Origin of the sequence: Fibrisoma limi BUZ 3 (genome assembly GCF_000296815.2) — a bacterium.
GTDB classification, from domain to species: Bacteria; Bacteroidota; Bacteroidia; order Cytophagales; family Spirosomataceae; genus Fibrisoma; species Fibrisoma limi.
Genome location: NZ_CAIT01000003.1, coordinates 64,310 through 84,157 on the forward strand (window position 1 = coordinate 64,310; position 19,848 = coordinate 84,157).

Below are 19,848 nucleotides of genomic sequence, written 5' to 3' on the forward strand. Positions count from 1 at the left end.
TGTACTTTCGTTTGCTATGTACATCCGACGTATTGAGATCAATAACATTCGCTCCATTGAGCATTTTGAGATGACTTTTGCTGAAGGGCAGGAGGCTGGCTGGCACGTACTGATTGGGGATAATGGAGCAGGAAAATCAACAATTGTACGATCTGTAGCATTAGCAATGCTTGACATTACTGACATCAATGCCGCCGGCCAAAATTGGGATGATTGGCTAAATCGAAAGCACGATCTTGGAAGTATTGATGTGCAAATCGCGCCTGACGGTCGCTACGAGACACAAACTGGACTGGTTCAGAATAGAATTACATTTGAGTGGGAGCAATATGGCAAAGAAGAATCGAGAGCTACATTACTTGAAGTAATTTTTAGGGGCCGCAAGAGCTATTCTAAAACTTCGTATGCTACACCAACAATAACAACTGCTTCGGCTCCACCGCCCACGCCTTCCGCTCCATCAGAGCATCTTAGGGTAGATGCTTGGTTTTCGGCTGCTTATGGACCATTTCGACGATTCACAGGGGGGAGCTTAGAAAAAGATAAGCTATACCAAACCAACCCAAGGTTGGGAGCCCATTTATCGGCTTTTGGCGAAGATGTAGCCCTGTCAGGAGCGTTAGCTTATTTACAGGAATTATACGTCAGACAATTGGAAGATAGATATAATGATAGACCCGTAAATCCATCTTTAGATTATCTGAAAACGTTCATAAATGAAGCAGGACTTTTACCTCATCAGACCAAACTCGAAAGCATTAGTGTCAAGGATGGCGTGTATTTTAAAGACGGTAATGGAAGTATAGTTCGAGATGTTCAAATGTCAGACGGCTATCGATCAGTCCTCAGTATGATGTTTGAACTGATTCGCCAGTTGATTCGTGTCTACGGGGCAGACGTCGTTTTTCAACAGATTAGCAGGAATAACTTAGTTATTGATCTGCCCGGTGTCGTTTTAGTTGACGAAATCGATGCTCATTTGCACCCGACCTGGCAGACACGGATCGGGCAGTGGTTCACCAGATATTTTCCTAATCTTCAATTTATAGTCACGACACATAGTCCATTGGTTTGTCGGGCGGCCGAAAAAGGCTCAGTATGGCGATTAGCAGCCCCAGGTAGCAACCAGCAGTCAGGTGAGGTAATCGGTATAGAGCGTGACCGACTTATCTATGGCAATGTACTGGATGCGTATGGCACTGAGGTCTTCGGAGAAAATGTATCTCAGTCGAACGAAGGGCAAGAGTTAGCGGAGAAATTAGCGAAGTTGAATGTAAAGTCATTCAAAGGAATCATTACAGAGGAAGAGCGGCAGGAGCTATATGAACTGAAAGCCAAACTACCTACTGCCCGATGATTCGCTTATCAGTACCTGAATTGCCAGTCACTACTCTGCGGAAATTAGCAGAATACCAACGGCTTGTGCTGGATGCGGGTGATTATACTTTACAGGTTGCAAAAGCCAAGTCGCTGTTCAAACAGCACAATAAGGCGGATAACGCGGCTTTTAAAATTGTTAGAGAGAAACTTGCCGAAATGTGTGTTGGACCAAGACGCTGTAACTATTGCGAAGATAGCGTCGCCGATGAGGTTGAACACATTGCCCCCAAAGACTTATTTCCTGAACAGTGCTTTTCCTGGGATAACTACTGTTACGCGTGTGGTCCATGTAATGGCCCAAAAAGTAATAGATATGCGGTGTTTCGTCAGGACCAGAATGAGTCCTTCTACGAGATACCCGAGCATGGCGATCCGCCTTTGATCAGGCCACCATTAGGTCAACATGTGCTAATTAATCCAAGGGTGGAGGACCCATTGCAGTTTATGCTGTTGGATTTACAGACGAAAACGTTTCGGTTTGCACCGTTAATGGATGAAGATTCACTATCGTACCAGCGTGCTGACTACACCATTCGTATCCTAAATCTGAACACGCGCGGTGATCTTATAAATGCCCGGCGTAACGCATACACTAACTTTAGAGCTCGGCTTCGTGAATACATTCATGATCGGGACCATGACGCCACCGAAAGTCATCTTGGCGAACTTAAGCGGAATTTTGCTGATGAAAGCCACCAGACGGTCTGGCAAGAAATGAAACGCCAGCATCAATTTCTACCCGAGCTACAACAATTATTTGGAGAGGCACCTGAGGCTTTGATGTGGTAAAGACATTTATAGTTGTTAAGCCAAAGTCATGTATGACGGCATTCCAGTCTAAAAACTACCATCAAACACTTTTCCCGTTTTCAGGTCTTTCAGCGAAAACGAATTGATCGTGCCGATTCCGGCGAACCGGATGTTGACGCCGTAGACCCGGTGCAGCGGTTGTTTGTACGACGCTTCGTAGACCTGTCGGCCGTTGATGAACACATGGGCCCGCTGATTAATGACTCGTAAGGCCAACGTACCGCCTGTGCGGAGGTCGGCCCCCAGAAAACGTAAATCGTCCCGCTGCCCCCATTTAACCTGCTCCGATAACTGTATCTGAGACCAGTACACGCAACCGGGTTTGATAACATCGAACGAATGCTTCGACGACTCCCCGTAGACCGTAACGCCTACCTGTGAACACCGCACGCCGGTCCGGGTGGGCGAGGTTACTACGTGGGTCGTCAGCTCAAAATTATCCGCGTCGATGTCCGTGACCTGTGTGTTGGCAAACTCGATGAAAAACGTACGATTGGTGTCAATACCGGCCTGGGCTGTCTCGACCGCGCTGATGCTTCGTTTTCCGCTCACGAATAAATCGGGTAGTTCGATTGGATAGACCCGGGTGGTGTCGTACATCATGTAGGCAGTAGCGGCCCAGCCCCTGGTCGGCAGAAAAATGGTTGCCGTATCGAGATTCTGCGCCCCTCGTTTCAAAACGGCAAAGTAGCGCCCCGGCTTTTCGTAGTAGTGATTATACAGTATAGTCGTCGTATCTACCGGCTTTCGCTTTCCATCCCCAAACTCAATCAGATAGCGGGCCGATCTATCCACGAATTGCTCAAGCCCCTCAATCTGTAGGTTCGCCGAATGGGGATTTTCGCCGACCGGATTTTTACAGATTAGCCGAATGGCCGTCGGTGCGCCTTGTTTGGCAATGGGGCTGTTCGATACTAGAATTCCAACGGCGGACACAACCAGAACAACTAAACCCACCAGCCAAAACCTCCGGTTGACGTGTGGTTTTTTGCCTGATGCTACGGGCTGATTAACGGCTGCTACGGGTAAGACCGTCGGCAGTTTAGGCAACTCTTCGGTTGGCGGTTCGACAAGTGGCTCGGGTCGGGATTGAGCTTCCACAAAACGGTCCCAGTCCAGGTAACCGACGTAGCTGGCCAGTGCGTCGCGGGTAGCCTTCTGTGGGTAATAGCGGGAGTCCGTCTTGATCTTTCCAAAAATTCGCTTGAGCGTATTGGGGCTAATCTGTACGCCGGTTTTTCGGAAAAGAATTTGACCTAGCCGGACGTAGTCACCGTTTGTCCAGGCCGTTCGTTCGGGTTTGCCATAGGTTTCGCTGACAAGTTGACAACAATGCTCCAGGTGATAGTAGAAGCCGGCCTTGCCTTGTCCATTTTCTGCAATCATTGTTCGGGAGTTGTCTGTAAATCAATGGATTGTCTTGTCCAGAATTTTGGTCAGCCAAATGGTCAAATCTGCCTGCCCCATCGTCGCATAGTGCAAATTTATATTTGCTTACTCAAATTTATCCTAAGTCCTATCGGGGTCGACCCGACTAAGAACCAATAAATATCGGAAAAATTATGCGACAAAAACTTCTACTAAGCTGTGCGTTGCTTTTAGGCTGGTTTGTCCCACTGCTGGCGCAGACACGTCAGATAAGCGGGAAAGTAACCGACGAAACAGCCAAGGACCTGCCCGGTGTCAGTATTGTCGTTAAAGGTACCCAGCGTGGTACCGTTACGGATGCTAACGGAGACTATAAGCTCACGATTCCCGACGCGGCTACGGTGGTATTAACGTTTTCGTTTGTGGGCTACCAAAGTCAGGAGCTGAATGCCGCCGGCCAGTCGACGCTGAACGTTGCGCTCAAACCCGACGACAATTCCCTGGAAGAAGTGGTTGTGGTCGGCTACGGTACGCAGAAGAAAAAAGACCTGACCGGCGCGGTATCGACCATCGATGCCAAAGATGTGGGCGGGCGTCAGACCGTCCAGATTTCCGAAGCCCTGCAGGGCAGTATTGCGGGGGTATCCGTTACCCGAAGCAGCGGAGCACCGGGGGCGGGTGCCAACATCCTGATCCGGGGCATTACGACACTCGGGACCAACAGCCCGCTGATCATCGTAGATGGTGTACCCGTCAGCAGCATCGATAACGTCAACCCCAACGATGTCGAAAACATCACGGTGCTGAAAGATGCCGCGTCGGCCGCAATCTACGGATCGCGCGGGGCCGCCGGGGTTGTGCTCGTGACGACCAAGCGGGCGCGGGAAGGGCAGAGTAGTTTTGAGTACAACGTCGAATACGGTGTTCAGAAACCGACGGCTTTGCCTGCCTACGCGAATGCTCCCGAATACATGCGGCTGTTCAACGAGCAGGCCACCAACGATGGCTCCTCCAGTGGGCCGTACTCCCAGGATTTTATTGAGAATTTTGAGCGGTACAATCGGGAGCGGCCCGACGTGTTTCCGTTTGCCAATACGGACTGGCAGAAAACCGTCATGACCCGGGCAACGGCCCCGCGCGTTCGCCATGATCTGGTGTTCACGATGGGAACGGGCAAGATCAAGACGAAAGCATCGTTGGGGTATACCAAAGCGGGGGCTTTCTACGACAACTACAACTACGAACGCTACCTGTTCCGGGTCAACAACGATTTGCAGGTAAACGCAAAACTTGGTGTCAATCTGGACGTTGCCTATAAACGTACTAATACCGTCACGCCGGTCGTTAACCCGATTTACGAAGCCCGCGTGATGCCTCCCATCTACGATGATTTCTATTCGGATGGTCGATATGCGCTGGCTAAAGATGGTCGCAACCCGATTGCGCAGTTGAACGAAGGCGGCACGACCAACGGCGCTTATAACCAGATTCTGGCCCGGCTGGCGTTCAACTTCAAACCGATTGATGGCCTGACGCTGACCGCCCTGGTTTCGCCCACTATCGACCTTGATAAAACTAAATCGTTCTCGAAGCGCATTACGTTCACCAATCCGGACGGCAGCCCGAGTTCGTTCAGCAACCAGGCCCGCACGACGCTGACCGAAGGCCGAACCGAAAATCTGGCCATCACGGGGCAGTTGCTGGCTAATTACACCCGGGATTTTGCCGGTGGGCACAACATCGACGTACTGGGCGGCTACGAAGAGATTTACAATAGCAACGAATCGCTGTCGGCATCCCGGAGCGGCTTTGCGCTGACCGATTTCCCGTATCTGAATGCCGGATCGCAGGAATTGCGGGACAATTCAGGCAGTGCGAGCGAGGTCGCCTTACGGTCTGTGTTCGGCCGGGTCAAGTACGATTACAAGAACAAGTACTACGTGCAGGGAAATCTGCGCTACGATCAATCGTCACGCTTTAACCGTCAGTACCGGGATGCTCTGTTCCCATCGGTTTCGGCCGGCTGGACATTGTCGGAAGAAAACTTTCTGCGGACCAATAGCTGGGTTTCGTTTCTAAAACTGCGTGGCTCCTTGGGTGAGGTAGGTAACGAGCGAATCGGCAACTACCCGTATCAGGCCACGATCAGCTTCAGCAATGCCTTGTTCTACCAGAACGGGGCTGTTGTGCCGCTGAACGGCGGTGGCCAGGTTGACTATGCCGTCGAGAACATCTCCTGGGAAACGACCCGCACGTTCGACGTTGGCCTGGATGCGGCCTTCCTGAAAAACCGGCTTACAGTTACGGCCGATTACTACAAAAAACGCACGTACGATATTCTGCTGGCCCTGGATATTCCGCTGTACCTGGGCTACGAACGCCCGCAGCAGAACGCCGGTATCCTGGACGTAGAAGGTTGGGAACTGGAAACGAGCTGGCGCGACCGCATCGGTGGTAAAGTGAACTACTCAATTGCCTTCAACCTGGCGGATGCCCGGTCGCGGATTGTCGATCTGAAAGGCACGCAGGTGCTGGGCAGTTTGTCGACGTTCAAAGGCAGCGAATACAACGAATGGTACGGGTATCGCTCAGCCGGGCTCTACCAGACGCAGGACGAAGCCAACAACTCACCCCGCCTGAACACCAACGTAACGGCCGGCGATGTCCGCTACGTCGACATCAACAACGACGGTAAAATTACTCCCGACGATCGGGTGCTGCTGGGTGGGTCATTACCCCGCTACCAATACGGCAGCACGCTACGGTTCGACTATAACGGTTTCGACTTCGGACTGGTGGTGCAGGGCGTAGGCAAAAAGCTGAGTCGGCTACCCGATGAGATTGTGCGGCCGTTTGCGGAGGCTTTCGGCAACGTACCAGAGGAAATCATTGGCAGATTCTGGAGCAGGAATAACACCGCCGAACAGAATTTGCAGGCGCGTTATCCCCGCCTGTCGACCCGGTCGCTGGGGGCTAACTACGAAATGTCCGACTTCTGGCTGATCAGCGGGGCGTATTTCCGGGTCAAGAATATTACCCTGGGCTATACACTACGTAATACCTTGCTGAAACGAATCGGGCTGCAATCGACGCGGCTGTACGTATCGGCTAATGACGTCTTTGCCATTCACCGCTTCCCGAGGTACTGGGACCCCGAAGTGGGCAACTCCTCATACCCTATCGTAACGACCTTACTGGCCGGAGCTACCCTGCGCTTCTAATCAACCCCTGATTTCTGAACCGCCAACCCATTAGCCATGAAGAATTTAGTTTCTATACTCTTGCTGACAGCCAGCGTTACAGCCTGCAATACGCTGGACCTGAACCCGCTGTCCGAACCATCGTCGGAGACGTTTTATTCAAATCAGACGGAGCTTGAGCTGGCCGTTAACGATCTCTACCGGCTCGATTTCTGGGGCAACGACAATGAACAGTTCACCGATAACTACTGGCACCGGGGGCAGTTGGGCAACGCCGTTACGTTCGGTACGATGAACGCCGAAGACGGTACCGTTCAGGCTTACTGGACAGCCTGCTACAAAGCCATTGCCCGCGCCAACTCGTTTCTGGCTAACAAAGACCGGGCGAAAGCGAACACACCCGCTACGGTGATGACGCAACTGGAAGCGGAGATGCGGCTGATCCGGGCGTATCAGTATTCGCGGCTGATTACCCACTTCGGCGACGTACCGCTGATGACCAAACCGATGGTACTGGAAGAATCGTATGCTGTTACTCGCACGAGTCAGGCGGAGATTCTGAAATTTATCTTCGACGAACTGGATTTTGCCATCGCCAACCTGCCGCAGTCGTATCCGGCTTCGGCCGTTAAGCGGCTGACCAAAGGGGCGGCTCTGGCAGTTAAAGCCCGAACGGCTCTTTACACCGGCAACTGGGCGGTTGCTAAAGACGCTGCTCAGGCTATCATGCAGTTTACAGGAGCCGGTGCCTACAGCCTGCATCCCGGCTACAGCCAGTTGTTTCTGAAGGCTGGTGAAACCAGTCCGGAACTGATTATCAGCATCCCGCGCGACGAAGCGCAGAAGGTATTTACGTCCGGTACGAACGTTCAGGATCAGTTACCCCGGGTTACAGGTGGTTTTGGAGCGCAGATTCCAACCCGGGAGATGGTCGACGCCTACGAATGCCGGGATGGCAAACCCATTGATGAGTCGCCCCTGTATAACCCAAAAGAACCGTTCAAAAACCGCGACCCGCGGCTGACGGCTTCCATCGTTGAATTCGGTACGCAATGGCTTGGGTACACGTATCAGCCGCATCCGGATTCAACCACCATTTTCAGCTCCAAAGAAAATCGACGCGTATCAAATCTGGATACGCGGGCCGTGGCCGCTTTTGCCAGCTTCACGGGGTTTCTCTGGAAAAAAGGGGTTGACCAAAGCTGGGCCGATAAACGCAGCGAAGACAACGACGCGATTCTGTTCCGATACGCCGAAGTGCTGCTTACCTACGCCGAAGCCAAAATCGAACTGGGCGAGATTGACGCCAGTGTGCTCAATGCCATCAACCAGGTACGGGCCAGGGCTTATGGGGTGGCTGTGGGCCAGACATCGGCGTACCCGGCCGTCACGACCAGCGACCCCGCTGAACTTCGGCGCATCGTCCGGCGCGAACGGCGGGTTGAGTTTGCCAAAGAAGGGTTACGATACATGGATTTGATCCGGTGGCGGCTGGCCGAAAAAGCCCTGACCCGGCCCGTTATTGGCTTACCTGACCCGGCGGCTCAAAACCGCGCGAAGTGGCCGTTCCCGGGCGTAACGCCTATCGACGACGACGGCATTGCCGATTATTCGGGTTTCGGTGCCGACGTCAAAGTGGTGGCGCAGCGGAGTTTCGATAAAGCAAGGCAATACCTCTGGCCCATACCGGCCCTGGAGCGCCGGGTCAATCCAAATCTTACTCAAAACCCTGGTTATTAACGGTTCCCCTGCGACTTTGTATATAGTCGCTCAATCGCCGGACCGTAGTTGATTCTTAATCCAATCCTTGCGTTAATGAAAAAATTGATTCTTCCGGTTTGTCTTGCCGCCGGGCTTCTGATGCTGAGTCAACCGGTAACTGCCCAGCCGAAAGGCAGGCCATCGTACAGCGGCATTTACCCGCACCTGGCTATGTACAACAATGAAGGGGAGTGCGGCACCGGCGCGGTGGTTCCCTGGGCGGGAAAACTCTGGGTCGTTACCTACGGGCCGCATCTGCCGTTCGGGTCGTCGGATAAGCTGTACGAAATCACGGCGGATTTGCAGCAGACCGTTCGCCCGGAAAGCATCGGTGGCACACCTGCCAACCGGATGATCCACCCCGAAAGCGGGCAGTTGTTCATTGGTCCCTACGCCATTGATAGCAAAGGCAGCGTACGGGTGATGCCCTACAAAGCCATGCCGGGACGCCATACCGGGAACGCCCGCCACCTGAGTGATCCGAAAAACAAGATCTACTACGGCACGATGGAAGAGGGCTTTTATGAAGTTGATGTCAAAACCCTGACCCCAACCCTGCTGTACGAAGACGGAAACATCAAACACGAGAAAGGTGCCGACGAAACGGGGAACCAGCCAACGTCGCTGCTGCCGGGGGCGCACGGAAAAGGGCTGTATTCGGGCCAGGGCGTGATGGTGTATTCCAACAACGGCGAAACCGGTCAGAAAGCACTGGAGCAGTTTGATATTGACGCCGGCGCACTGTCTGAGTGGGATGGAAAAAACTGGACGGTGGTACGTCGGAATCAGTTCGTGGAGGTGACCGGTCCCGGTGGTATCTATGGCAATAAGAATCCGGATACTGATCCGATCTGGGCGACGGGCTGGGACCACAAATCAGTTTTGCTCGGCGTTCGTGACCAGCAGGCAGGCTGGCGTTTTTTCCGGTTGCCCAAAGCCAGCCACAGCTACGATGGTGCCCACGGCTGGAACACCGAATGGCCACGTATCCGGGATGTCGGTACGGCTGGCAAACCGGATTACCTGATGACGATGCACGGCCTGTTCTGGCGTTTTCCGGGCAGCTTTACGGTGTCCAATACCGCCGGTATTCGTCCCCGGTCGGCGTACCTGAAAGTGATTGGCGACTTCGCCCGCTGGAACGACCAACTGGTGTTTGGTTGCGATGACTCGGCTCAGAAGGAGTTCCTGAATAAGCGGAAGGTAAAGGGGAACATCGAGGGGCCCGGCCAGTCAAACTCAAACCTGTGGTTTGCACCACTGAACCTGCCCGATCAGCTTGGCCCCAATACGGCCGAGGGCGCCGTCTGGCTCAACGAAGCGGTTAAAGCCAACGATCCCTCCGAGCCGTTTCTGTTTGCGGGCTGGGCCAACCGCTCAGCCTGGGTGCAGAACAACAGTGACGCAGCCGTAACCATTACGTTCGAGGTGGACAAAGCCGGTAAGGGTACGTGGTCATCACTCCAAACGGCAACTGTGGGCCCCCGCGCTGCTGTTCAGGTTGCTTTTCCTACCAACGCAGCCGGTGAATGGATTCGCTTATCGTCAAACAAGGCAGCTAACCTATCCGCCCATTTTTCGTACGCGACTAACGACCCTCGCAGCACTTCTACCAACTCCATATTTGCCGGTCTGAGCAATGTATCCTCGGCCAGTTTGGCGGGGGGTATGCTGTATGGTCTGGGTAAGAATCGCCGGGCGCTGGGACTGGCAGCCGTTACGTTCGAAGGCACCAGGCCGGGCGATGTCGGCTACTATGAACTCAACGCTGACATGCAACTGATCCGGAAAGAGGATACCGAAACGCACTCGTTCATCAAAAGCAAGTTTGCGATCCCGCAGAAAGTCGTGACGATCGATGACGCAAGCGTACTGGTTGTTGACGATAAAGGCCGTCGCTGGCGGCTACCACTGGGCAACGACGCGTACACAAACCTGACGAATCAGGCTACGCTGCGAATTTGCCGTGAGGTAGCCACCGAACGGGATTTGTTTAACTGCCACGGTACGTTCTACGAGCTACCGGCCGAAAACGCTGACGGATACGCTAAAATCCGGCCGATTGCTTCGCACAACCTACGTATCAACGATTATGCATCGTACCGCGGGCTGCTGCTGATGACAGGGATTGACCTGCAAATGGCGGCTAAAAATGAACACATCATTGTGTCGGACGACAAAAAAGCGGCTGTCTGGGCCGGGGTGATTGATGATCTGTGGAAGCTGGGCAAACCAACGGGACATGGTGGTCCCTGGAAAAATACCACGGTTCGGGCCAACGAAACCTCTGATCCTTACCTGATTGGTTTTTATGATCAGCGGAGTTTGCAACTGTCGCACAAGGCAACCGGCCCCGTTACGTTCACGGTAGAAGCTGATCCGGTTGGCACGGGCGTCTGGATGCCGTATAAAACGTTCATGATCACACCGGGGCAAGTGGCTAACTTCGCTTTTCCGAAGGATTTTCAGGCCCGCTGGGTGCGCTTCAAAACCGACAAAGCCTGCGAAGCGACTGCGTTGCTGGAGTACAAATAAGGGATAAGCTAAGTTAGCTGTTCCCCGAAATGGCCTGTTTTGAAAGGCGATCTGCATGCATAACCCAACCGGTCATGATAGTTGTTAACTACCTGACCGGTTGGGAATACTTCTCAGATTGCGAGGGGTGGTATAAGCGGAAAGCAACGTATTGTACTCAAAATCAAACTATTTTATAAACCGGATCTATCAGCCTGGCCGCGCTCGATGGCGTACTTGGCGATATTCTTACCACAGGTCAGCCCGGCTTCACAATCAAATCGGTAATGAATCAGACCGTAGATCCGTGAATCAGAAGCTTCCAGAGCGCGGGACCAGAACTCAGTTGCGCGATCCGGAAAGACATAACCCAGCACCGTAGCTGCGGCTGCCGAGAAAGTCGAGTGGCCGGACGTGTACGACGGAAAATTAGGCAAGCCCACCGAGGTTTTTAGACCGAACTGCTGCGGGCGTGGGTAATAGTAATAGAATTTCGTTTCCCAGCAGCATACACCCGCGTCCATGAGCGTGGTGCCGACCAACGCCAGGGTGCGGGCCATACGTATTTCGCTGAAGCGGGCTTCGTGAGCAGCATCGGCTGCCGTTCGGTGCCAGTGACCGGGCGGGGTATAACTTCCCACCCCATCGGCCCAATAATTAGCGATACGGGCTTGCTCACGCGTCTGGTTTCCGTTGATGGCCTTCAGCTCATCAAGGGCTTTCTTGAAATCCGGGCTATCCAATGCCGGCGGAGGGCCGGGGCGTAGCTTGGCAATCGTTGCTTTATCGAAGTTCCAGGGCGCAACGGCTCCGTAGTTGGGCAGCATGGGTGGACGGGCCGGAATCTCCTGACTGACCCAGATTTCGCTCAATCCTCGGGATTTAGCGGCTGCAATCATGTCGGTCGTGAGGGCCTGGTTATTGGCGGCACTCATGCCGTCGGTTCTGGCCCGGGCCATCACTTTAGCCGCCACCTGACTGCCGAGATCAGCCCCGGCTACCAGATCACTTGCTACGTTCATGCCGGCCCACAAACGGCTGTTACGGTGTTCGGCCAGTTTCGCATCCAGAAACGGGACTTCGCCGGGGAACATGGCTTTCAGGACTGTGTACGAAGCAGCCGCAACGACCGCATCCTCCGAAGGATACGATGGTAAAGCTGATGTAGGCAACGCAGCCCGTACTGTTCCATCTACCTTCGACGGTGCCGACCGCCCAAACTGGTATTTATAATGCCAGGCGCTAACCAACGCATCATATTGGGCAACGCTCAGGTATGACAGCGCCCGTGCCGTATAAGGCGGGTTCGCAAACGGGAAGCGTGGATCAGCCAGGGGATTGTTGGGGTCAGGATTCGGGTACTTACCGTCGGGCGTCGACGCGGGTGGTACATTGTAGCGGGCGGCCAATTCGCGGGCGATCTCGTTCCAGCGGTACACGGCCCCGGCGCCCCAGTAGGTAACAGCTTCCTGCTGTTCGCGGGTCAGGCTCGCCGACTTTGACTTGAGGTCGGTTAGCTCAGCCTGGTACTCGGTTGAGGACACGGACGCGGGTGTCGATACGGTTACGTCGGTTGGAGCCGTCAGAATATAGGTCTTCCACGTACCAGCTTTTTCGTCGACGCTGGCGGGGGCGTAACCGACACGCTGTGGTTCGTCAATGGTTTTGTCGCAGGAAGTCAATACGGACGAAAGACCCAGTACTGACAGGTTGAGTATGAGAATGTTACGGAGTATTCGTTTCATGGAAGTAAGTCACTAAAAATTTAACTGATACAACAGACCCACCGAGTAACTGGTACTCTGGCCAACATTCAGGCCGCTGGTGACGTAGCCGATGCGAGCATTCACCCCGATGTTGCGGGGCTGAAATTTGCCGTACCAGCCTACCGATGTCGCTTCCATCTTGTTGGTCGGGAAAGGCATATCGTTCCGGCGAATATTATCGCCCGACGTGCAGGCGAATCGCTCGGCCCATACCTCCGTCTGCCAGGTTTTACGCAGAACACCTAATCGGATACCGGCATCAATGGCGTTCGGGACGCTCACTTCGTCAGTGTTGTATAGCCGGTCGTGGGCCTGGTATCCGTCGCGGTCGATCCGGATGTTGCTCCGCCAGTTGTAGCTGCCGTGGGTCGTTACGTACAATCCGGTGCCGGGGTGGGTATAATTGAGCAGCAAACGACCCGTAACGGTGCGGGCCTGTAGGCCAATTGACATCGGCAGAAAATCCGGTACGTAATTGCTGACCGGAATCGAAGCGCCCGCTAAGCCGTTGACTGAAAAGCCTTTGTGATCGAAGAGCTTGTATTTCAACCAGCCCGACAGATCCTGCATGCCTTTCTGGCCCATCAGGTTACCCGCACTGGTTTCGGTCCAGACGTACGGCAAGCTCAGGATGACGTTGAAGCGGTCGGTAATGCCGATGGCCGGCATGAGCATAACGCTCTGAGTTGTGTGCGTCCCGATGTTGAGATTTTCGCGCTTGAGTGTTCCTTCCCAATATTGATTCCAGGAGCTACGGCTGTAAATGCCCGCAATACAAACGGACTTTCTGGGCATATAAATCGCATCGCTGGGCATTTGTGCCCGCGCGATGCTGCTTATCAGTAGGAGAAGTCCTACGTAAAGAATTCGTTTCATACTAATTGTGAAGATTCGAATGCTATGTAAATCTTAGAGGGGAGCAGCTTGATCTCCTAAGTCCGTAGCCAGTCCTGTTAATACCCACAATCACGCTGAAGGCTCCGTAGCGCCGTAGATGTGGTCTTATTACTCACCTACGGCGCTTGAAGAGGAAGGTTCATAGAACATGCTATCAGCAAGTTGCCCATACCGGGTTTTGATCGGGATCTGATCGCTGCGGACCTGCTTTAAAACCAGCGGGATACGTTGATAGACACCAGGTAGTCAGCGAAAGCGGCATCACCGTGGCGCTGGCCGGTTGGGTCCTGGCGGTCGGCGTAGCTCTTGATTCGGTTGCGATACAGGGCCACGGGTACGGTAGCGGCCGCCGAAAACTTACCCCGCATGTAGGTCAGACCCGGCTCAACCGACACGATGTAGCCCGGGCGACGGAACCCCTTGCTGCCTCCAATGGCGTCGATGGCCGGAACGCCTTCCACCCGGCCGCCGAGCATGACCGCCAGCCCTGGAATGAACTGTAGCGATTGGCTCAGGCCAATGCGGGCTGCAAACTGGTCGGCCACCGAAAATTCGCCCGCCAGTAAGTCAATCGTCGTGGCTTCTGGATTGCGGACAACACCGTTCGTCTCGCGTGGATTGAATAGGTAAAAACCGTTAACGTAAGCCGTCAGTGACTTGGTAAACTGGGCATACCCCTGCGCTTCCAGACTTACGCCCACGCCACCGTCGCCGAGTTGAATCGACTGGTCGACCGGTTTGTTGATAACGTAGTCTTTCTTTTCCTTGTCGAGCTTGTGGAAGTTGTCCGTTACGCGGTAGTTTCCCGTTGGGAGCTTCACGCCTAAGCCAACTGCCAGGTTAGCCTTAGGAAGTTTGAACGGGCTAACTAACCAGTAGCTGCCCGAGATACGCATATCACCAATCCCCTGCGAACCCGTGTGGAAGCGTTTCTGATCGGGGTTCTGGGTGATGGCGTTGCCGTAATGTTCGTACAGCGACGACCGGTCATTGTATTGAACCGGCAGGTATGCCGAAATTGACCAGCGGGGCGTCGGCATGTAGGTGATGCCCAGATCCAGCGCGTGCGATACGTTGACGACTTCTGTGTGCTGATCTATGCGCTCATGCTCTTGGTGATCCCCTCTGAAATGACGGAATGAGCGGAAGTAGCGGTAGCCGGCGTTGATCTGCCAGTGGCCGGTACGTTGTTTGAAGAAGTCGGCTGAGGAGGCACCCGCCGGAGCCGCGCAGCTCATGTGGCGAATAGCTATACAACCCTGCGCAAAAAGTTGATTATAGACAGTCAGGCATAGGATTAAGAGCCCTATGCTCATACGGAAAGATTTCATAATTGTAGACCCTCTGCTCCGGGAGAAAAGTAAAATGGGGTTCATGGCCTGGAGCGTTTCGCCATGAATTGGTTCCAGATTGAATGATTTACAGTCGTAAAGCAGGATGGCAGCATTGTCCGGGCGGTCAGACGTACCGTCAGACCGAAGTACCCACCGAATCACCCAAGGTCTGACGGTACGTCTGACCGAGTCAAGTCTGACCAGAGCACAGTCGACTATGCAGCCGGGGAGTACGTCTGACTACCAAACGCACAGCCATCAGCGACTGTCGCATCTGCCTTACACCAATGCAATCTGAAACTCCGGAGGGGGCGAGTGAACCGGCAGGGCTCGCAGCGGCACCACAAACGTATGAGTGGGGATTCGTACGGGATCGCGCCGGTCAATGTGAGGGAAATGAAGGACTAAACGGGAAGCAGGCGAATACTCTTTGAGTAAGAACTTAAGCCACTGACCGGCTTTGCGGTTAGCATCGTCGGGCTTGGTCAGGTGATCGTGCAGGAAGGTCAGCAGGTCGCTTTGCCAGAACGAGCGGCTGGCGGTTTCCAGACCGGCAATGTGCAGAACATCGCCCTGTATTTCCATGCTGACCACGCTGTAATAATGGCCCCGGTAGCTGAACCCGTCTGTGGTTGCCGTGGCGAGGTCGATCTCATCGGGCTGATTGCTCAGCGGAATCTGAAACTCAACAAGGCTATCCACCGATCGATAAACGAGCAATTCTTTGGACAAGTCATGCTGTTCCTGCCACCGAACGCTGAAAAATACGAGCACGTAGCCCAGCGTATGGTAGAGCAGCAAGAGGCAAAGTCCAAAGCCAATTACACGTCTCACGATCGATTCAAGGGTAAATTTTAGTCAAATATAATTCTTTTTGGAAAATTTGGTATTTGTACTTAGGCGATTTTTTCGACATTCAGTGCAAATGTTTGTGGAAAACCCTGTCAGAAAACGAGTTGGCGTTTGACTGTAATGCAGCGCATTACAGTCAAACGCCAACCTGAAAAGTGTACGTGCAGCGTATCCGTCAGTTATTTCGCTCCATCAGCTTTCGCCCAGTTGACGGCGGCCTGGCCGATATTCTGACCGATCTTGATGCCCTCCACAGAGTCGAACCGATACTGCGTACCGCCGTACAGCTGCGAAACAGCCGCTTCAGCTGCCATCTCATTTATCCTGGCTGCCTGCGATGGGAACAGATAACCCAACACTGTTGATGCCGTTCCCGACATGGTCGCGATTTCCGAAACGTAGCTGGGGTAATTCGGGATTTCCGTTGCCGCTTTAATTGTTGGGTCGAGTTGGGACGGACGGGGAACAAAATACTGATACTTCGTAAACCAACTGGCAAGCGCCCCGTCCTGTAAGGCCCGATTGAGCAGCGCCAGGGTGCGGGCGGCCCGAAGTTCGTTCTGACGGTCCTGCCGGATAAGGTCTTCAGTAATCAGGTTCCAGTGCCCGGCTGGGGTGTACGTTCCTACGCCATCGGCCCAGAGGTTGGCAATGCGCCATTCATCCCGGCTCCGGTTATCGGCAATGGTGCGGACTTCTGCGAGTGCCGATTGAAAAGCCGGTGAGGTGGTTGCAGGCGGGGCGGGGGCCTTACGGAAGTCGTCCGATTGACTGAACCACATGTTGCCGGTGCCGAACTGGGGTAAGATCGGTGGACGGGCGGGTATCGCCAGACTCACCCATTTTACGTCGTACGAAGCGGATCGCCGGAGTTCCTCCCAGGCGTTATTCACATCAGGAAGCGTCTGAATGCCATCGTTTTGAACGTAGGTAATCACACGCTGCGCAATCGAATGGGCTATTTCATCCCCGGCTTTTATGTCGCTCGGTACGTTGGCACCGCCCCAGATCCGACTCTGTTTGTGCTCACCTGCTCTCGCAATCAGCCAGTTGGTTTCATCTGGAAAAAGAAGCGCCAGCACCTGGCAGGAGACTTCCGCAACAGCCGCGTCTTCGGAAGGGTAGGAAGGGAGATCGGCAACGGGAAGGCGGGGCGTTACTCCCTGACGAGCCAGCGACGGCCGGTTGTACAGGTACTTCGCGTGCCAGGCAGCTACGAGTGCATCATACTGAGCCACGCTGAGCAGCGCCAGGATGCGTGCTGCCGCGGGAAACCCTACAATCGGTTTGTTTGGGTCGAATGGGACCGTCTGACCGGTCGCATCGTTGTAGCCGGGCGTTACATTATACTTGGCAATCAACTGCCGGGCAATCTGGTTCCAGCGCAGTACCCCGCCGGCGGCCCAGTAGTTGACGGCATCAATCTGCTCAACGTTCAGGGCAAAGGCCCCGTTTTGTACGTCAATCAGTTCCGTTTTGTAAGCGTCGGACGTAACGGGTTCCGGCTGAGACACACAAACATCAGCTACGGACTGGAACAGAATAGGACGCCAGTTACCGCCTTCGGGATCTGTGGTGGCCGGCGCGTAGAAGGTAGGAATAGGCTCATCAATAACCGGCTCTTTGCAGCCAACTGTCCAGAAGAGAAGCCCAGCCGTAAGTAAAAACCAAGAATATTTTTTCATATCTGTTAGTCAAACTATAACGGCAAGTACACTTACCGTCGATGTAATGCCGGGCGCCAGAACCCGACAAGTGCGGTTTCCAGAACCGCGTTTAATCGTTTCGAAGACGGTTCTGAGGAACCGCACCTGTCAGTTTCTCAAAACTGACAACACTGAATACCGGTAACCCGGCTGTGCAGAATCTCGCGTTGCGTCCAGGTTGGACACTCACAATCCAACCACAAACCCTCCGCTGAGCCGCGTGGCTTTACCAATATTACGGCCGCTGAGGGTTGTGCTGTAGCCCCCCGTGAGGCCAAAGGTTTTGATAAGCGGGATGTAGAGGTTGGCACCTGCCCGCGTGAATCCGATCGCATTGGTTGGATACGGGATGGCAGGGCCAATATCCGTGCCTTTGCTGTAGGGTGTCTGCTTTTGGACCCAGCCGTCAACGTAAAAATGTTTGGTAGAGAAACCGCTCCGGATAATCAAGTCTGTTACGTCAGGTACGTTCACCTTCGTGCCGATGTTTGGGTTTACCTGATCCGGTACGTAGTAATTCACGACGCGGTCGAGGTCAACGGCTCCGCGCCGGATGTAGCCATACTGGCCCGTCAGGAAGAAAGCGCCGGCTTTAATGTGCAATAACGTCCGGCCGTCGAGGTTACGCGAGCCGTGGCCGATGGCGACGGGCGCGTCGATAACGTATTTCTGGAGCGGTAAGGTGTAACCAATTGAAAAAAGCCACGATACCGTTACGCCATCGAACTTCCAGTCGTAGGCTTCCCAGCGCAGCGCGGCCGACAGGTCCTGCAACCCTTCCTGTTTTTGCCAGTAACCGGCGCTGGATTCGGTGCGGATGTAGGGAGCCGCCACGATCACGTCGATATCGTAGGCCAGGCCATACGTAGCGTACAGGTTAATGGATTGGGTTGTAATGGTACCGAGGTTGGGATTCCGGACTTCGGTCGTGCCGGCGTAGTACGTGTCGTAGGCTTCCTGCGAGTAGGTGAGCGCGAAGCTGGCTTTGTCCTGGCCGCGCATGAAACCATCCACCAGGCCCTGCGCGAACGAACAGGCGGGCAACAGTAGCCATAGCGCCAGTTGAACAACGCCCTTACTTAATTGCTTCATCTAAAACGTGTAGTAATGAGTTTACGGAGCAGGCGTCGCACAAAGGAGCCCACGGGTCATTGACACCTGCCTAACGTTCAAAGATACGGTTTCCATCTGTGCGCCCCGGCGTAATCTGAGGATGCGGAATCAATTGGAGCCAAAAGCCCTATTTTTGTGTTACCCTGCTGTGCAACGACCGTTCATGATTTACGACAACCATAAGCGCCCCATCACCTACCTGCGTCTGGCCGTAACGGATCGCTGCAACCTGCGGTGTTTCTATTGCATGCCGGAGGAAGGCATCAAGTATCTGCCTAAGCATCAGTTGCTGACGTACGAAGAAATGGAGCGGGTCGTCCGGGTGCTGGCGCAACTGGGTGTGTCGAAAGTTCGGATTACGGGAGGGGAACCGTTTGTGCGGGCTAATCTGATGGATTTCATGCGTCGGCTGGCGGTCATTGACGGGCTGGATGATTTGTCGATGACGACCAACGGCGTACTGACGGCCCCTCACGTGCGCGAACTGGCCGAATTGGGGGTACGGTCGGTTAACCTGAGCCTCGATACGCTGGACCGGGAGCGGTTTCACCGGATTACCCGGCGCGACGAGCTACCCGCCGTGCTCCAGACACTCGATGCCCTGCTGGCGGCCGGTATTCAGACGAAAATCAACGCCGTGGTGATGGATGGACAGAACATCGAGGATATTGGTCCGTTGGTTGAACTAACCCGTAACCAGCCCGTCGACGTTCGGTTTATCGAAGAAATGCCGTTTAATGGTGAGGGTAGCCATTATCCGGTTCTGCACTGGACACACCAACGCATCGTCGACGAAATCAGAGCGCAGTACCCCGATCTGGCGAAATTATCCGATCCGCCGTTTTCAACATCAGCCAATTATCAGATTCCCGGCCACCGGGGAACGGTTGGTGTTATAGCAGCTTTTAGCCGGACGTTCTGCGGCACCTGCAACCGGATTCGGCTGACTGCCCAGGGAACGCTCAAAACCTGCCTTTACGACAACGGCGTACTCGACGTACGGGCCTTGTTGCGAAACCAGGCTACAGATGCTGAATTAACTGACGCTTTTCTGCGGGCTTTTGCCCACCGACCGGTTAATGGATTCGAAGCGGAACGGCAACGTGATACCGTTACGGAGTCGATGGCTACGATCGGTGGTTAACGA

At 54.1% G+C, this 19,848-nt stretch carries 14 protein-coding genes; 7 read left to right on the forward strand and 7 right to left on the reverse strand.

Annotated elements, in window-relative coordinates; translation table 11 throughout:
- Positions 1–16 precede the first annotated feature (16 nt).
- Both BN8_RS00460 and BN8_RS00465 read left to right on the forward strand, forming a co-directional pair.
- The gene (locus tag BN8_RS00460) at positions 17–1,357 is read left to right on the forward strand and encodes an AAA family ATPase (RefSeq protein ID WP_009279781.1); all 1,341 of its coding nucleotides are present in this window, start codon (positions 17–19) and stop codon (positions 1,355–1,357) included.
- The gene (locus tag BN8_RS00465; protein ID WP_009279782.1) at positions 1,354–2,169 is read left to right on the forward strand and encodes an HNH endonuclease family protein; all 816 of its coding nucleotides are present in this window, start codon (positions 1,354–1,356) and stop codon (positions 2,167–2,169) included. Before BN8_RS00460 ends, BN8_RS00465 begins: the two co-directional genes overlap by 4 nt.
- Before the next feature lie 48 nt (positions 2,170–2,217).
- Here the strand turns inward: BN8_RS00465 and BN8_RS00470 are convergent, their stop codons facing one another.
- Positions 2,218–3,576, reverse strand: coding sequence for a hypothetical protein (locus BN8_RS00470; RefSeq protein ID WP_009279783.1), 1,359 nt, complete (start codon positions 3,574–3,576; stop codon positions 2,218–2,220).
- A 176-nt stretch (positions 3,577–3,752) separates the two neighbouring features.
- On the opposite strand from BN8_RS00470, the gene BN8_RS00475 reads away from it, so the two are divergent.
- The 3 genes from BN8_RS00475 (at position 3,753) to BN8_RS00485 (ending at position 11,054) form a co-directional block, all read left to right on the forward strand.
- On the forward strand, positions 3,753–6,779 hold the full coding sequence (locus BN8_RS00475; RefSeq protein ID WP_009279784.1) for a SusC/RagA family TonB-linked outer membrane protein: 3,027 nt from the start codon (positions 3,753–3,755) through the stop codon (positions 6,777–6,779).
- Between the two features lie 36 nt (positions 6,780–6,815).
- Entirely contained in the window at positions 6,816–8,498 is a 1,683-nt protein-coding gene (locus BN8_RS00480; RefSeq protein ID WP_009279785.1) for a RagB/SusD family nutrient uptake outer membrane protein, read from the forward strand.
- 75 nt (positions 8,499–8,573) lie between these two features.
- A complete protein-coding gene (locus BN8_RS00485; RefSeq protein ID WP_009279786.1) occupies positions 8,574–11,054 on the forward strand; it encodes a hypothetical protein in 2,481 nt (826 codons plus the stop codon).
- Between the two features lie 173 nt (positions 11,055–11,227).
- Here BN8_RS00485 and BN8_RS00490 read toward each other — a convergent pair whose 3' ends face one another.
- The 3 genes from BN8_RS00490 to BN8_RS00500 all read right to left on the reverse strand — a co-directional run bounded on the left by BN8_RS00490 (position 11,228) and on the right by BN8_RS00500 (position 15,012).
- Positions 11,228–12,778: a phosphatase PAP2 family protein gene (locus BN8_RS00490; RefSeq protein WP_009279787.1), complete on the reverse strand. Its 1,551-nt coding sequence runs from the start codon at positions 12,776–12,778 to the stop codon at positions 11,228–11,230.
- A gap of 12 nt (positions 12,779–12,790) precedes the next feature.
- Positions 12,791–13,675, reverse strand: a complete 885-nt coding sequence (locus BN8_RS00495) for a hypothetical protein (RefSeq protein WP_009279788.1) — start codon at positions 13,673–13,675, stop codon at positions 12,791–12,793.
- Between the two features lie 230 nt (positions 13,676–13,905).
- The gene (locus tag BN8_RS00500; protein WP_051040973.1) at positions 13,906–15,012 is read right to left on the reverse strand and encodes a hypothetical protein; all 1,107 of its coding nucleotides are present in this window, start codon (positions 15,010–15,012) and stop codon (positions 13,906–13,908) included.
- Positions 15,013–15,133: 121 nt separating this feature from the next.
- Here BN8_RS00500 and BN8_RS33100 point away from each other — a divergent pair, with 121 nt between their 5' ends.
- Positions 15,134–15,328: a hypothetical protein gene (locus BN8_RS33100; RefSeq protein WP_192579006.1), complete on the forward strand. Its 195-nt coding sequence runs from the start codon at positions 15,134–15,136 to the stop codon at positions 15,326–15,328.
- Here the strand turns inward: BN8_RS33100 and BN8_RS00505 are convergent.
- The 3 genes from BN8_RS00505 to BN8_RS00515 all read right to left on the reverse strand — a co-directional run bounded on the left by BN8_RS00505 (position 15,310) and on the right by BN8_RS00515 (position 18,680).
- Positions 15,310–15,864 (reverse strand): hypothetical protein, encoded by a 555-nt coding sequence (locus BN8_RS00505; protein WP_009279790.1) that lies wholly within the window; start codon positions 15,862–15,864, stop codon positions 15,310–15,312. The two genes, BN8_RS33100 and BN8_RS00505, sit on opposite strands and share 19 nt — an antisense overlap.
- A gap of 197 nt (positions 15,865–16,061) precedes the next feature.
- Positions 16,062–17,567 (reverse strand): phosphatase PAP2 family protein, encoded by a 1,506-nt coding sequence (locus BN8_RS00510; protein WP_009279791.1) that lies wholly within the window; start codon positions 17,565–17,567, stop codon positions 16,062–16,064.
- Positions 17,568–17,774: 207 nt separating this feature from the next.
- Complete coding sequence (locus BN8_RS00515; protein WP_009279792.1) at positions 17,775–18,680, reverse strand: hypothetical protein; 906 nt, start codon at positions 18,678–18,680, stop codon at positions 17,775–17,777.
- Positions 18,681–18,864: 184 nt separating this feature from the next.
- On the opposite strand from BN8_RS00515, the gene moaA reads away from it, so the two are divergent.
- Entirely contained in the window at positions 18,865–19,845 is a 981-nt protein-coding gene (gene moaA / locus BN8_RS00520; RefSeq protein WP_040005186.1) for a GTP 3',8-cyclase MoaA, read from the forward strand.
- The last annotated feature ends 3 nt before the right edge of the window (positions 19,846–19,848 follow it).

What these genes read in the sequence shown, in the direction of transcription:
- BN8_RS00460 (WP_009279781.1), top strand. Translation starts at nt 17, where the DNA reads ATGTACATCCGACGTATTGAGATCAATAACATTCGCTCCATTGAGCAT.
- BN8_RS00465 (WP_009279782.1), top strand. Translation starts at nt 1,354, where the DNA reads ATGATTCGCTTATCAGTACCTGAATTGCCAGTCACTACTCTGCGGAAA.
- BN8_RS00470 (WP_009279783.1), bottom strand. Translation starts at nt 3,576, where the DNA reads ATGATTGCAGAAAATGGACAAGGCAAGGCCGGCTTCTACTATCACCTG.
- BN8_RS00475 (WP_009279784.1), top strand. Translation starts at nt 3,753, where the DNA reads ATGCGACAAAAACTTCTACTAAGCTGTGCGTTGCTTTTAGGCTGGTTT.
- BN8_RS00480 (WP_009279785.1), top strand. Translation starts at nt 6,816, where the DNA reads ATGAAGAATTTAGTTTCTATACTCTTGCTGACAGCCAGCGTTACAGCC.
- BN8_RS00485 (WP_009279786.1), top strand. Translation starts at nt 8,574, where the DNA reads ATGAAAAAATTGATTCTTCCGGTTTGTCTTGCCGCCGGGCTTCTGATG.
- BN8_RS00490 (WP_009279787.1), bottom strand. Translation starts at nt 12,778, where the DNA reads ATGAAACGAATACTCCGTAACATTCTCATACTCAACCTGTCAGTACTG.
- BN8_RS00495 (WP_009279788.1), bottom strand. Translation starts at nt 13,675, where the DNA reads ATGAAACGAATTCTTTACGTAGGACTTCTCCTACTGATAAGCAGCATC.
- BN8_RS00500 (WP_051040973.1), bottom strand. Translation starts at nt 15,012, where the DNA reads ATGAGCATAGGGCTCTTAATCCTATGCCTGACTGTCTATAATCAACTT.
- BN8_RS33100 (WP_192579006.1), top strand. Translation starts at nt 15,134, where the DNA reads ATGGCAGCATTGTCCGGGCGGTCAGACGTACCGTCAGACCGAAGTACC.
- BN8_RS00510 (WP_009279791.1), bottom strand. Translation starts at nt 17,567, where the DNA reads ATGAAAAAATATTCTTGGTTTTTACTTACGGCTGGGCTTCTCTTCTGG.
- BN8_RS00515 (WP_009279792.1), bottom strand. Translation starts at nt 18,680, where the DNA reads ATGAAGCAATTAAGTAAGGGCGTTGTTCAACTGGCGCTATGGCTACTG.
- moaA (WP_040005186.1), top strand. Translation starts at nt 18,865, where the DNA reads ATGATTTACGACAACCATAAGCGCCCCATCACCTACCTGCGTCTGGCC.